General features: G+C 66.7%; 15 protein-coding genes. 6 read left to right on the top strand and 9 right to left on the bottom strand.

All coding sequences use genetic code 11. The features are described 5' to 3' along the window. Positions 1-44 precede the first annotated feature (44 nt). The 8 genes from INE98_RS09445 to INE98_RS09410 all read right to left on the bottom strand — a co-directional run bounded on the left by INE98_RS09445 (position 45) and on the right by INE98_RS09410 (position 5,840). Entirely contained in the window at positions 45-617 is a 573-nt protein-coding gene (locus INE98_RS09445; RefSeq protein ID WP_293538478.1) for a methyltransferase domain-containing protein, read from the bottom strand. A gap of 12 nt (positions 618-629) precedes the next feature. After that, the gene (locus INE98_RS09440; RefSeq protein WP_293538476.1) at positions 630-818 is read right to left on the bottom strand and encodes a hypothetical protein; all 189 of its coding nucleotides are present in this window, start codon (positions 816-818) and stop codon (positions 630-632) included. Then, a complete protein-coding gene (locus INE98_RS09435; RefSeq protein WP_293538475.1) occupies positions 815-1,603 on the bottom strand; it encodes a TIGR00730 family Rossman fold protein in 789 nt (262 codons plus the stop codon). The genes INE98_RS09440 and INE98_RS09435 overlap by 4 nt, the downstream gene beginning before the upstream one ends. A gap of 73 nt (positions 1,604-1,676) precedes the next feature. Further along, complete coding sequence (locus INE98_RS09430; RefSeq protein ID WP_293538473.1) at positions 1,677-2,066, bottom strand: response regulator; 390 nt, start codon at positions 2,064-2,066, stop codon at positions 1,677-1,679. A 75-nt stretch (positions 2,067-2,141) separates the two neighbouring features. Beyond that, positions 2,142-2,750: a response regulator FixJ gene (gene fixJ / locus INE98_RS09425; RefSeq protein WP_293538471.1), complete on the bottom strand. Its 609-nt coding sequence runs from the start codon at positions 2,748-2,750 to the stop codon at positions 2,142-2,144. Continuing rightward, positions 2,747-4,249: a PAS domain-containing sensor histidine kinase gene (locus INE98_RS09420; protein WP_293538470.1), complete on the bottom strand. Its 1,503-nt coding sequence runs from the start codon at positions 4,247-4,249 to the stop codon at positions 2,747-2,749. Before INE98_RS09420 ends, fixJ begins: the two co-directional genes overlap by 4 nt. A 40-nt stretch (positions 4,250-4,289) precedes the next feature. Beyond that, complete coding sequence (locus tag INE98_RS09415; protein WP_293538468.1) at positions 4,290-5,114, bottom strand: universal stress protein; 825 nt, start codon at positions 5,112-5,114, stop codon at positions 4,290-4,292. A gap of 57 nt (positions 5,115-5,171) precedes the next feature. Next, on the bottom strand, positions 5,172-5,840 hold the full coding sequence (locus INE98_RS09410; protein WP_293538467.1) for a helix-turn-helix domain-containing protein: 669 nt from the start codon (positions 5,838-5,840) through the stop codon (positions 5,172-5,174). A 162-nt stretch (positions 5,841-6,002) separates the two neighbouring features. Between INE98_RS09410 and INE98_RS09405 the strand changes: the two genes are divergently transcribed. From INE98_RS09405 to INE98_RS09385, 5 genes are all read left to right on the top strand, one after another. Then, positions 6,003-7,595, top strand: a complete 1,593-nt coding sequence (locus INE98_RS09405) for an MBL fold metallo-hydrolase (RefSeq protein ID WP_293538465.1) — start codon at positions 6,003-6,005, stop codon at positions 7,593-7,595. A gap of 4 nt (positions 7,596-7,599) precedes the next feature. Continuing rightward, positions 7,600-7,947 (top strand): cytochrome c, encoded by a 348-nt coding sequence (locus tag INE98_RS09400; protein ID WP_293538463.1) that lies wholly within the window; start codon positions 7,600-7,602, stop codon positions 7,945-7,947. 90 nt (positions 7,948-8,037) lie between these two features. Beyond that, positions 8,038-8,247 carry a hypothetical protein gene (locus INE98_RS09395; protein ID WP_293538462.1) on the top strand — a complete coding sequence of 70 codons (210 nt, stop codon included), beginning with the start codon at positions 8,038-8,040 and terminating at the stop codon, positions 8,245-8,247. After that, a complete protein-coding gene (locus tag INE98_RS09390; RefSeq protein ID WP_293538461.1) occupies positions 8,244-8,678 on the top strand; it encodes a host attachment protein in 435 nt (144 codons plus the stop codon). The genes INE98_RS09395 and INE98_RS09390 overlap by 4 nt, the downstream gene beginning before the upstream one ends. A 69-nt stretch (positions 8,679-8,747) precedes the next feature. Continuing rightward, the gene (locus tag INE98_RS09385) at positions 8,748-9,713 is read left to right on the top strand and encodes a 1-phosphofructokinase family hexose kinase (protein ID WP_293538460.1); all 966 of its coding nucleotides are present in this window, start codon (positions 8,748-8,750) and stop codon (positions 9,711-9,713) included. On the opposite strand, the gene INE98_RS09380 is transcribed toward INE98_RS09385, so the two are convergent. Next, positions 9,710-10,141 (bottom strand): hypothetical protein, encoded by a 432-nt coding sequence (locus INE98_RS09380; protein ID WP_293538459.1) that lies wholly within the window; start codon positions 10,139-10,141, stop codon positions 9,710-9,712. The genes INE98_RS09385 and INE98_RS09380 overlap by 4 nt on opposite strands. A gap of 209 nt (positions 10,142-10,350) precedes the next feature. Between INE98_RS09380 and INE98_RS09375 the strand changes: the two genes are divergently transcribed. Continuing rightward, positions 10,351-11,802 (top strand): MFS transporter, encoded by a 1,452-nt coding sequence (locus INE98_RS09375; RefSeq protein ID WP_293538457.1) that lies wholly within the window; start codon positions 10,351-10,353, stop codon positions 11,800-11,802. The last annotated feature ends 362 nt before the right edge of the window (positions 11,803-12,164 follow it).

Genomic DNA, 12,164 nt, shown 5'->3' with positions numbered 1-12,164 from the left:
CGAGAAATGAGCTGGCGCGCTTCACTGTGGTCCGACGCTAGATTTCAGCGGTCGAAGGGCTTTTTCGCCCTCAGGGTGACGTGCAGCTCCTTCACCACGTTCCACCGCTCTCCCGCCCAGGTTCGGAGCTGGTCCCGGGTGACTTCTCCAAGTCGCTCCCTCTCCAGCCAGCGGGGGTCGTAAACCTGGCTCGCCTGCGCGACCTCGAAGTCCACGCCGAGGGCGTAAGCGATCATCGAGTAGTTGGCTCGGCGGGCGATCCACTCATCGTTCTTGGCCTTCGACATCATCTCGAAGGTCAGAAGCGTGAAGGGCCGCACATGCGTCGGGTCGGACCAATAGGTGTCATGCCGGAAGTGCGGAACATGGATTTCGATGAGCCCATCCGGCGCGGTGACCCTGTAGAGTTCCCGCATCACGCTCCGGAAGCCCGCGAAGTCGGCTCCGACATGCTCCAGGACGTGCTTCAGCAGCACATACTCGAACATGTCATCCTCGAACGGCCAGGGCGTCTTCTCGATGTCCATCAGGACATCGGGCTTGCACTCCGGAAAGCTGTCGGCGTTGACGAAGCCGTCCCGACGATCGAAGCCGCATCCCAGGTTCAGCTTGGCCAAAAGAGGTCTCCTTCACTCATTCCGGCGACTCGCCGCCTCGCTCTCGGGCGCCGGCGGTTCCGGGTTCTCCTGGCCGTTCGCCGGCGGAACCTCGGGGAGGGGAGCCGCCCGACGCCGCAGAACGCCCAGCCCCGCCAGGGCGGATCCCAGGAAGCCCAGAAGCTCGGCCAGGGGTGAGGTCCTGGGCGCTGGACCGGTCACCGCCTGATTCCCCCTTCCGCAGCCAGGACGCCCGCGCTCACGCTGGTCCAGGTTTCTTCTGCTGAGCTGGCGAAACGCAACAGCTTCAGGTCGTCCGCGTCGATCATTCCCCGTTCGACCAGGACCTCGAAATTCACCAGGCTGCGCCAGTAGGCTTCGTCAAAGAGGACGATCGGCACCCCCGGCCCCTTGCCGGTCTGGACCAGGGTGAGGATCTCGAAGAGTTCGTCCAGGGTCCCGAAACCGCCGGGAAAGGCCACAAGAGCGTTGGCCCGCATCGCGAGGTGCATCTTCCGCATGGCGAAGTAGTGGAAACGGAAGGCCAGCCCTGGGGTGATCCAGGGGTTGGGGAACTGCTCGTGCGGGAGGGAGATGTTGAAGCCGATGGTCGGCGCGCCGGCATCGGCCGCCCCGCGGTTTGCGGCTTCCATCAGTCCGGGCCCGCCGCCTGTGGCGATCACGTTGTCGCGGGGGCCGGATCCTGTCGGGCCATCCAGTGCGCCACCGCGTTCCGAGGCGATGCGACCAAAGGCCCTCGCCTCCGAGTACCAGCGTCCCTTCTCCCCGGGATCCTCCTCACGGATGCGCGCCGAGCCGAAAACCACGATGGTTGACCTGATGCCCCACGAACGAAGGGTCTGGTCCGCCTTCTCGTACTCCAGAAGAAACCGGACGCCGCGCATGCTGTCCCCGAGCAGGAAGTCGGGGTCCAGCGCCGCCAGACGGTAGGCGGGCTGGGAGATCAGGGCCCGGGGATCCGCTTCATGGGCGCCGGAGTGCGACATGTTCAGGTTTCCGCTCCACTCAGCGACCCCCCAAGCTATACGGAGTCGCCTGCCGGGAGGCAATCTGAGGGGGTCAGGCGGCCGGCGGCTGGCCGAGGGCGCAGCGGATGTTCCGGACCAACCGGTCGTCGATCAGGGGTTTCTCGACGATGGGAACCCGCATCCTGCGGGCCCTCTGGCGCAGACCGGGGCCGGGATGGCTGGTGATCAGGAGCGCGGGCAGATCCTGCGACCGGGCCCTTAGCGCCCCCACGGAGTCCAGCCCGCTCATTCCGGGCAGGTTTTCATCCACGACCAGACAGATGTTGGCGGCGGGGAGTTCCGCGGCCAGGAGGTCCTCCCCCGACGCAAAGGCGTGCACGCGGTACCCCTCGAGCTCGAGGGCGAACTTCAGGGCGCTGCGAAGGGCCACGTCGTCGTCGACGAGCACAAGGGTCGGAACGGGAATAGGACTTGATGGCATGAAGCGCCCAAGGTCGCGAACTCGACTCAAGACTGCTTCGCAGTCTCGGTCTCAGCCTTGATCCATCGCAAGCTTTCAGAAGCCGGCGAGGATCGACATCCGGACCAGTTCCGAAAGGCTCTTCGCCCCGGTCTTGGTCATCACGTTCGCGCGGTAGACCTCCACTGTCCGTGGACTGATGCCCAGGTCCCGGGCGATGACCTTGTTGGCCTTGCCATCGACGACGCCCTGAAGGACTTCGGTCTCCCGCGGAGAGAGAGAGGCCAGCATGGTCGAGAAGATGTTTTCTCCCTCCGACGGATCCGGATGAGACGCCTTGCGGACGGCCTCGCCGATCGCCTCGAGGAGGGCTTCATCGTCGAAGGGTTTTTCGAGAAAATCCGACACGCCGCGTTTCAGCGCCTCTACCGCCATCGGAACATCCCCGTGGCCGGTAATGACGATGACGGGAGTCCCTACGCCCCGCGACTTGAGCTCTGCGACGAGTTGGAGCCCCGTCATTCCGGGCATCCGGACGTCGGTGACAATACAATCGCCCGGGGGCCGCCCGGCATCATCGAGGAAGGTGATCGCCGAGTCCCAAGCCTGGCACGAGAGGCCGGCGGTCTCCAGAAGGAAGGTGAGGGACGCACGCACGGCGTCGTCGTCATCGATGACATGCACCAGACGGGGAGCGGAGCTCATGGATCTGCCTCATCGGCGAGCGGAAGCTCTCCGCTTCGTAGCGTGAAACGGAACGCGGCGCCACCTTCCGGCCTGTTCCGGGCACTGATCTCGCCCCCGTGAGCTTCAATGATGGTTCGGCAGATCGAGAGCCCGACCCCCATACCCGCCTCCTTGGTGGTGACAAAGGGCTGGAAGATCCTCTCCAGCACCTCAGGCGCCAGGCCTGGTCCCGTGTCGGCGATCTCGACCTCAACCCATCCTCCTTCCACTGAGCGGGTGGCCACGGAAAGCTCGCGGACAGGCGATTCGTTCATCGCCTCGACCGCGTTGCGCATGAGGTTCAGCACAACCTGCTGGACCTGGACCTTGTCCGCCAGGACGGGCCCGATCCCGGGTTCAATCTTGAATGTCAGGCGGACGCCGGAATCCCTGGCCCCCATCATCGCCAGGGCTCCGGCCTCCTCAAGGAGCTTCGGCAGGGCCTCGATCCGCATCGCCGCCTCGCCCTTGCCGACAAAGGCCCGAAGCCGGCGGATGATCTCCCCGGCGCGCAGAGCCTGCTCTCCGGCGGCGGCCAGGGCGTCCCGGACCCGCTCCAGATCGGGCGCCTCGGAGTCCATCAGGCGGACGGAACCCTTCATGTAGCTGGCGATTGCCGACAGCGGCTGGTTCAGTTCGTGGGCAAGCGCGGACGCCATTTCGCCCATGGAGGTCAGCCGGGAGACGTGGATCAGTTCGGACTGCATGTCCTGCAGCCGCCTCTCGGCCGCCTGGGGCTCGGTGAGATCCCGAATGAAGCCGGTGAAGAAGCGCCTTCGACCTGTCCGCATCTCACCGACCGCCAGCTCGATGGGAAAGGTGGACCCATCTCGTCGCAGGCCAACGGCGACGCGGCCGATACCGATGATGCGTCGCTCTCCAGTCTCCAGATAGCGCCCGAGATAACCGTCATGGCCCTGCTGGTAAGGCTCCGGCATGAGCATCCTGACGTTACGGCCTACGGCCGCTGCGGAGCTCCAGCCGAACAGGCGCTCGGCCGCCGCGCTGAATGACCGGATCGTCCCGATCTCATCAATGACGATCATGGCCTCGGGTACAGTATCGAGGATCGACTGCAGGTGATCCTGCCGCCGCTGTGAGATCTCCAGCATGGTCCGCGCCGTCATGGACATCTGCCGGAACCGCCACGCCGCCGCCGCGACAGCGCCTGAAGCGGCGAGGTAGAGGACAAGATTGACGGTCTCCTCGGCCCCCATCAGAGGCCGCCCGCCAGTCAGGGCGATCGCCCCGACGAGACCCAGCAGGGACGCCAGGAGGACCGGGCCGGCGCCGCCCGGGATCGCCGCCGCCAGAAGAGCGGGTGCGAACAGGAACAGATCCAGCCGCTCGAACGGTTCCCGGCTGAAGGCCACCCGGACGATGAGGACCAGCATCACAGCCGCCACCGCGACGCCGTAGGCCAGCCACCGCCGGCGAACGGGCTCGCTCTCGATATCCGTCTGGATGTCTGAGTCCATGACCGGGAGTCGTAACGTCCCCGGGCCTAGGAGGAAATCTCTAGTGGCTCAGGAAGACAAAACGCTCGCAGGCGCGGAGCAGGTGACGGGTCACCCCGCCGAGCACCCACTCATAGGCGCGGCTGTGTCCATAGGCGCCGGACACGATGAGGTCTGCGTCCATCCGGTCAGCCTCTGCGAGGAGATCTGCCTGGACGTCATCGCGTCCAGAGACCGCCACATGGGTCCGCGGGCGCGCCATGCTGTGCCTTGCGATCATCCCGGCCACGTCTTCAGCCTGGGCGCGCAGCGCGTCCTGGTCCTCACGGTCGCCCAGAGCGACGACGAGGATTTCATCGGCCATGTGCATGAAGGACAAGGCGTCCGACACGGCTCGCCGGGCCTCCCGCGTGTCCTTCCAGGCCACCAGCACGCGCCGTGGCTCCAGGCGTCCGCCGTGCGGCGGTACGATCAGCATCGGACGGCCGGAACTGATCAGCAGTTCAGGCGTGTTCGCAGTATTGTAGATATCCCCAGAGCCGACCGGTCCGCCGGCCACGATCAGGTCGACGGCGCGGGCGACCCGGGCCATGGCCATGGTTGGCAGGTCGCCTACAGAGCGCCATTCGGTTCGCACGCCCTGGGTCTGGGCGGTGAAAGCCTCCCGGGCGGCCTCAAGATTTCGGGTCTGCTGTTCGTAGAGCAGAGGCGTCCACTGACCCGTCCCGAAACCGTAGGGATCGGTGGCGGCGATGGGCGGGATGGATTCGGCGCCCAGTCCGATGAGGAGCGCATCCAGCTTCAGCGCCAAGGCGGCCGCCGCCTCCGTGCGGAGCCGGGAGATCTCGCCGGGCTGGGCGTGAACGAGCAAGGAACGGAAACTCATGATCTCGCCTCCTTTAAGGCTGCCCTGACCGCATGAGGGCGGGCAATGACGATGGGATCAAACGGCCTGATCGGCCATTCGGGCAAGGCCCCGTGGATTGATCACCCGGAACTGCCGCGTCGCGCAAAAGGACACGATCCGGTTGGACTGCAGTTGGGTCAGCATCCTCGAGACGGTCTCGATTGTCAGTCCCAGATAGTCGGCCATGTCCTGCCGGCCCATTGGCAGATCGACGACATGAGCGCCGGAGGACTTGTCGGCAAGTCCCTTTAGGAAGCTTGCAACCCGCTCGCACGCCGTCTTTCGGCCAAGCAGCAGAAGATGCTCCTGGGCCCGTTCGAGTTCACGGCGGGTGACCTCCCAGCCCAAACGTTCAAGATCCCCGCCGGCGGCTCTCAGGGCGGAGGCCTTGACCACCAGCACGACGCTGTCCCGGACCGCCTCGGCCGCGAACTTGTGACGCGCCCCGGACTCAAACCCGAAGGTATCGCCAGGAAGGTAGAAGTCTCCGATCTGACGGCGACCGTCAGCCATGATCCGAGTGGTCCGGACCGCACCCTCAAGGACGCGGTAGATAAGGTCAGCGTCCTCGTCCTGGCCGTAGATCTCCTCGTCCTTGGCGAAGGCCATGGTCAGCCCCATGCGGAAGAGGGAGGATGCAGAGTCCCCCGTCCTGCGGGCCATCGGGGGGACCTGATCGTCCTGGTACTCGTAGGCGAGAGCCATTGCGCCGCTCCTTCGGGATCAACAGGGTCAGGCTAGCCAACCCTCGGAGGGCGGCCTATCCGGGGCGGCTCCCTACGGAGAACTACCTAGAGTGGCGGACGGCAAAGATTCCGCTAGGCTGCGGCCTCCCCGGTGCGGGGCGGCGGAGGCGCGAGTCCCAACATGGCGCTTGATCTTGTCTTTCACGGCGCTGCGGGATGCGTGACGGGATCCTGCGCCGAACTGGCGGGGCCGGGATTCAGGATCCTGGTCGACTGCGGGATGTTCCAGGGTTCCAAGACCCTCAAGGCGCTGAACTACCAGCCTTTCCCCTTTGATCCGGGTCAGGTGGACGCCGTCCTCCTGACCCACGCCCACATCGACCACTCAGGTCTCCTGCCCAAGCTGATGAAGGCGGGTTTCGACGGCCCGATCTACGCGACCGCCGGGACCCGTGACCTGTGCAGGATCATGCTGGCCGACGCGGGCGGCATCCAGGAGAGCGAGGTGCGGCACCTGAACCGCCGGAACCAGAGGCGCGGAAGGGAGTTGGTTGAGCCGATCTTCACTGAGGCCGACGCGAGGCGGGTGATGGACCGGTTTGTGAAGGTCCGACTGGGAGAGACCACCGCGGTGCTGCCGGGGCTTGAGGCTATCTGGTGGGAGGCCGGGCACATCCTAGGCGGGGCTTCGGTGGAAGTCCGGGCCGAAAGCGGGGAGGGCCTCATCCGCATGCTCTTCTCAGGTGACATCGGCCCGGGCGGCCGGGACTACATGCCCGATCCCGAGGGACCCTCGGGTATCGATCACCTGATCCTTGAGTCCACCTACGGGGATCGGGTCCGGGAACGGGTGACCCCGGACGCCCGGCGCGCCCTCCTGGCCCGGGAGCTGAACGAAGCGCACGCGTCCGGCGGACCTCTGCTCATCCCTGCCTTCGCTGTCGAGCGTTCCCAGGAACTGCTGGCCGACATCATGACCATCATGGACGATGGCCATGCCCCTGAGGCGGACATCTTTCTGGACTCACCCATGGCGTCCGAAGTGACCGAAGTGTTCCGGGCGAGGGGCTGGAACCGGGCGACCGGCGTCAATCCTTTCACCTCGCTGCATGGCGCAGGCCGTCTGAAGTTCACCCCCGATCCAGCCGATAGCGACCGGCTGGAGCAGCTTCGGGGGTGGCACATCATCATGGCGGCCAGCGGCATGTGCGACGCCGGCCGGGTCCGAAAACACCTCAAGCGCCTGCTCTGGAACAGGGAGGCCACGGTCCTCATCACAGGCTATCAGGCGGTCGGCACCCTGGGCCGCCTTCTTGTCGACGGCGCCCGTCGGGTTCGGATTCAGGGCGAGGATTTCGGGGTTCGGGCGCGCATCCGGACCATCGAGGTCTATTCGGGACACGCGGACGCTCCGGGCCTCGCGCGCTGGGCGGCGGATCGCGGACCGGTCGCCGGATCGATTTTCCTCGATCATGGGGAGCCTCCCGCCCTGGAAGCCCTCGCCCGCAGGCTCACAGAGGGCGGCCATCCGGCCGGACGGATCATCATCCCCCAGGTCGATCAGGCCTATCGCCTGACCCCCGCCGGGGCCATCGCCGGACCCGCCCCTCCGCCGCGAATCGCCCCCGGGCTCGCCGCCGCGCCTGACTGGCACAACGCCCGCGCCCAACTCATTCTCGACCTGAATGAGCGCCTCGAGGGCATGGCCCCCGAGGCGCGGGAAGCGCTGATCCGGCGGATCGCGGACCTGATTGTCACCGTCAAGGAGACCTGAAGCCATGACATCCACCCACGGCAGGATTTCTCTCGCTCTTCCCATCGCCCTGGCGTTCGCCGCCGTCATCAGCGGCTGCGTCACCTCCCCGACGACGCCAGGCCCGTCCGCAGCGCGGGGCCAGCTTCTGGCGGAGGCCAAGTGCGGGGCCTGTCACTCCCTTTCGGGCAAGGCCCGCCCGGGCGAGGCCCCCTCCTTCACGGCGCTTGCCGAGAACTACCGCGCCCACAGCCTGCGCGCCCGACTCACTGAAATCGACGAGACGGGTCACTTCAACATGCCGCCTCTGAAGCTGGGAGATGCCGATGTGGAGGACATAGCAGCCTGGCTGGAGACCTTGCCGCTGCCCTGACAGCGGTTTTCCTCGCGATCCTTTGCGTCAGATCAAGGTGGGCCGACCTCAGTCGTTGTGACGTCCCGGCGACGATCGGAGGTTTTCCGCATGACGAACGCCCTTGCCGGCGAGCTGGTCCGCCTTCGGGATGGGCCGCGGGTCGGTCCACGCCTGGCGCTCGGGCTGTTGCTTGTCCTCGCCGGGGCGGGCTGCCATCGTGGCGCGCCTCCGAACGTCATCCCACCCGGCGAGACAGCCGCATTTTCCGCCCCCGGCCCGGCCGGGGGGGTGTCCCAGACGACGGAGAGTCCAGATTGACCCACTCGGAACGCACCCGGATCCTCGTCGCCGCCGGTGGCGGCGCCCGCTGGATCGAGCGGGCCCATGACCATGCCGATCCTGTCACCCTCGGAGAGATGAAGCCACCTAGCGTGCCTCATCACCAGGGCCCGCCCGGCGTTTCCTTCGAGAGCGCCATCTCAATGCGCCACGGGACAGGACGACACGGTCTTGCGGACCGGCGGCGAGAGGCGTTCGCAAAGGACCTCGCCGATCTCCTCAACAACCAGGCCCGGAAGGGCGAGTACGAGCATCTGGTGATCGCCGCCCCGCCGCGTCTCCTCAAGGCGATCCGGGAGAGGCTCTCGGAAACGGCGCGAAAGCGCCTCATGGCGGAGATTCCGAAGGACCTGCTGAAGGTCTCCAACCATGACATCAAGGACTGGCTGCGGGCGCCCGGCATCCTCTGACTGCATCCCGCTGGCGGGAATCGGTGGATCAGGTCCATCTGGTCTCGGGACTCGCCAGGAGCCGGGAGCATGACAAGAGCCAGAACTGCACCGGTCCTCGCGACCCTGACCTTCAATCCGGCGCTGGACCTCCAGACCGGCGTGGACGTTGTCGAGCCAGAGAACAAGTTGCGCTGCGATACCCCCCGGCAGGATGCTGGCGGCGGCGGGGTGAACGTCGCCCGGGTCGTGGGCCAGCTCGGCGGTCGGGCGACCTGCATCCTGCCCCTCGGCGGCTCGACCGGAGACGCCCTCCAGGCTCTTCTACCCGCCGAGGGGCTGGACTTCCGGGTGATCCCGGTCGCCGAGGAGACCCGCCAGAGCTTCACTGTCTTTGACCGTTCCCGGGACGCCGAGTTCCGATTCGTGCTGCCGGGCCCGAGGTTGCGGGAGAGGGAGATCCGGGCGCTGGAGACCGCGCTTGCAGAGCTGTCACCCCGACCGGACGTGCTGGTCGCCAGCGGCAGCCTTCCGGACGGAATGGACCCCAGGCGGCTCGCCCGTCTCGCCCGGGTTGCCCGCCGGACAGGCGTAAGGCTTGCCCTCGACGCCTCCGGCGAGGGGCTGAGGGCCGGACTGGAGGCCGGGGTCTGGCTCGTGAAACCCAACCTGCAGGAGTTGCAGGAATGCCTGGGCCGGGACCTGCCTGATCTCTCCTCCCGGTTGGCCGCTGCCCGGGAGCTGGTCGATGACGGTCGCGCCGCCTGGGTGGCCGTGAGCCTGGGGCGGGAGGGCGCCCTTCTGGTGGGGGCCGGTTTCGCCGCCCACGCCCTTGCCCTGCCGATTACCCCGGTCTCGACTGTGGGCGCTGGCGACAGTTTCCTGGCAGGTCTGGTCTGGGAACTGTCGCGGGCGCGTTCGCCGCAGGAGGCGCTGGCGACCGCCGTCGCCGCCGCCTCGGCGACCCTGATCTCTCCCGGCTCCGGCATGGCCCGCAGCGCCGATATCCGGCGGCTGAGGCCCGGCGTGCGGATCGATATCCTGGAGGGCGGTTAGCTCCGCACCAAGCCGCCCACCAGCATGCGCACCTCCCCCTCGCCCCAGGCGGGCAGGAGGAGGCGCTGGCCGCCAGGGGTTACGTGAAGGGTCGGGCGCATCAGCTCCACCGTAGCGCTGGCCTGAGCGCGGAGGAGGGCGAAGACCTCAGGCAGGTCGACGTCGTCCAGGAAGAGGCCCAGGAGCAGGTCGCGCTGCACCGCCGGGGGCGCAACCTCCAGGTCGTTGAAACGGAAGCGCTCCGGCCGACTGAAGACGTCGAGGATGAAGGTCTCCGCGCCGGAGGCCTCGATCTTCACCTCCGACAGGTCGTCCCAGAACGGAATCTCCGCCTGGCCGCGCCTCAGTCCTTCCCAGTAGGCAAGCAGCCGGGCGAGGGGAGGGGCCAGGGGGCCGTCGACGGCGAAGGGCGCGGCCTGGGTCATCATGGGTCCTTCCGGGCGATGCAGAATCCTCCCCCGTATCCTAGCCCCCGCCCGGGGAAGGGGAAAGCGCGCCGTCCGGACAGTTGACCTTGGGGCGTTCTGCCCGTTGGATGCGGGGGTTGCGCGAATGGGGGCCGCAGCAGGGTGATTTCGAGCGTTCCCGACGTCCTGGCCACGAACCGGGTCGCGGTCCATTCTCAGGGAGTGAGTTCATGTCCAGCGCCCAGGCCGACACCGTCGACCGGCTGCCGCTTCGCACAAAGTTCTTCTTCGGGATCGGATCCGTCGGCGACTCCATCATCCTCGCCACGGTCGGCTCCTACGCCATGCTCTATTATAACCAGATCCTGGGGCTGAGCGCTGTTCTCGCCGGGCTGGCGGTTTCCGCGAGCCTGATTTTCGACGGTTTTGCGGATCCGGTAATCGGCTCTCTCTCCGATCGCACCAAGGGGCGGTTCGGGCGACGGCATGGCTACCTCTTTGCAGCGCCGATCCCGATCGCCCTTTCGGTGATCGCGGTCTTCAACCCGCCGCCGGGGGCGTCTGATCTGGTCCTGTTCCTCTGGTTCGCCCTTTCGGTGAGCTTCATGAGGGTCTCGATCAGCCTCTTCAACACCCCGCACCTAGCGTTGGGAGGCGAACTGTCCTCCGACTACATCGAACGCTCCAAGGTCTTGAGCTGGAACAATTTTTTCACCTGGGCCGGCGGAGCGGGGATGAACTTCCTGGCGCTCCACTTCGTCTTCAAGGCCACCCCTGAGTATCCGAGGGGCCTTCTCAATCCGGAACCCTATGGTCCCTTTGCGGTTGCATGCGGCCTTGCAGCTATGGCCCTGTTGCTCACATCGGCCTGGTTCACCCGAGACCAGATCGCCCGTCTGCCAAAGGCGCCGGAACAGCTGCCGCGGTTCAGCCCCCTGGAGTTCCTCAAGGATGTCGGAAAGGCCCTCGGGAACCGGAACTACATGTGGCTCCTGATCGCCTTCTTCTTCCTGTCGATGATGATCGGCGTCAGAAGCGGCCTCAATCTCTATGTGAACACCTTCTTCTGGGGCCTTACGAGCGAGCAGCTGAAGTGGTTCGTGATCGGCAGCTTCGTGGGTTACGCCACCGGCTTCCTGTTCTCGGCGCGGATGCATCAACGGCTCGACAAGCGCCTCAACATGATCATCTGGGCCGTCGTCTTCTCGATTGGCCCCGCCATACCGATGATTCTCGGCATGACCGGCGTTCTGACCGCACAAACGCCCGGTCTGACTCCCATGCTCATCGCCTTTTCGGCGGTGGGGGCTGCTGGCGCCAGCATCCTCAGCATCACGGTGATGTCCGCCCTCGCCGACATCGCCGATGAAAACGAGCTCGCCCACGGGGTCAGGCAGGAGGGGGTCCTCTACTCGACCCGAAACCTTGCGGCCAAGATCGACCAGGCTCTTGGCGCCGCCCTTGCGGGGTTCGCCCTCTTTGCGATCAGCTTCCCGCCGAAGGCGACGCCGGGGCAGGTGCCTGACGAGGTTCTGTTCAACCTTGTGTTTGTGGACGGGATCCTCGCCACCATTCCGGGCCTCATCGCCGCCGTCTGTTACGCCCGCTACAACATCACCCGGGCGCGTTATGACGCCACCAAGGCGGCCCTGGCGGCGCGAAGGGCCGCCCAGGCGGCGTGAGGCTTCGGGCGGGCTGATTTCCGGCGAAGGGCGCACGGGTCGAAGGCCTGGTCCCGGCGACCGTCCAGCCCACCCCGCCTCCCGGCGCCCGGGTCTCCGGACGGGCTCGACCGCCTGCCGGTGCTGGTGCGACGGGCTTCCCGGAACGGATGCCGGGCGTTCAGCTGTCTCCTGTCGCGGCGCCGTCGTCGACTTGGGTTCCAGGCTTGAACCCTTTTGCAGCACGGCAGAAGCCATCCGACGCCACCCCCGGGGGCGAACTCCGCTCTTGGCGCCGCCCCGCCCGCGTGGCATCGCTCCGCGCGGCCAGGCCCGGTAGCTCAGCAGGATAGAGCAGCGCTTTCCTAAAGCGAAGGTCGGGG

The organism is Phenylobacterium sp., assembly GCF_020253645.1.
In the GTDB taxonomy this organism is placed as follows: Bacteria; Pseudomonadota; Alphaproteobacteria; order Caulobacterales; family Caulobacteraceae; genus Phenylobacterium.
This window is presented reverse-complemented; position numbering and strand designations above follow the sequence as displayed.

What these genes read in the sequence shown, in the direction of transcription:
- INE98_RS09380 (WP_293538459.1), bottom strand. Translation starts at nt 10,141, where the DNA reads ATGATGACCCAGGCCGCGCCCTTCGCCGTCGACGGCCCCCTGGCCCCT.
- INE98_RS09435 (WP_293538475.1), bottom strand. Translation starts at nt 1,603, where the DNA reads ATGTCGCACTCCGGCGCCCATGAAGCGGATCCCCGGGCCCTGATCTCC.
- INE98_RS09400 (WP_293538463.1), top strand. Translation starts at nt 7,600, where the DNA reads ATGACATCCACCCACGGCAGGATTTCTCTCGCTCTTCCCATCGCCCTG.
- fixJ (WP_293538471.1), bottom strand. Translation starts at nt 2,750, where the DNA reads ATGAGCTCCGCTCCCCGTCTGGTGCATGTCATCGATGACGACGACGCC.
- INE98_RS09415 (WP_293538468.1), bottom strand. Translation starts at nt 5,114, where the DNA reads ATGAGTTTCCGTTCCTTGCTCGTTCACGCCCAGCCCGGCGAGATCTCC.
- INE98_RS09375 (WP_293538457.1), top strand. Translation starts at nt 10,351, where the DNA reads ATGTCCAGCGCCCAGGCCGACACCGTCGACCGGCTGCCGCTTCGCACA.
- INE98_RS09395 (WP_293538462.1), top strand. Translation starts at nt 8,038, where the DNA reads ATGACGAACGCCCTTGCCGGCGAGCTGGTCCGCCTTCGGGATGGGCCG.
- INE98_RS09385 (WP_293538460.1), top strand. Translation starts at nt 8,748, where the DNA reads ATGACAAGAGCCAGAACTGCACCGGTCCTCGCGACCCTGACCTTCAAT.
- INE98_RS09430 (WP_293538473.1), bottom strand. Translation starts at nt 2,066, where the DNA reads ATGCCATCAAGTCCTATTCCCGTTCCGACCCTTGTGCTCGTCGACGAC.
- INE98_RS09410 (WP_293538467.1), bottom strand. Translation starts at nt 5,840, where the DNA reads ATGGCTCTCGCCTACGAGTACCAGGACGATCAGGTCCCCCCGATGGCC.
- INE98_RS09405 (WP_293538465.1), top strand. Translation starts at nt 6,003, where the DNA reads ATGGCGCTTGATCTTGTCTTTCACGGCGCTGCGGGATGCGTGACGGGA.
- INE98_RS09420 (WP_293538470.1), bottom strand. Translation starts at nt 4,249, where the DNA reads ATGGACTCAGACATCCAGACGGATATCGAGAGCGAGCCCGTTCGCCGG.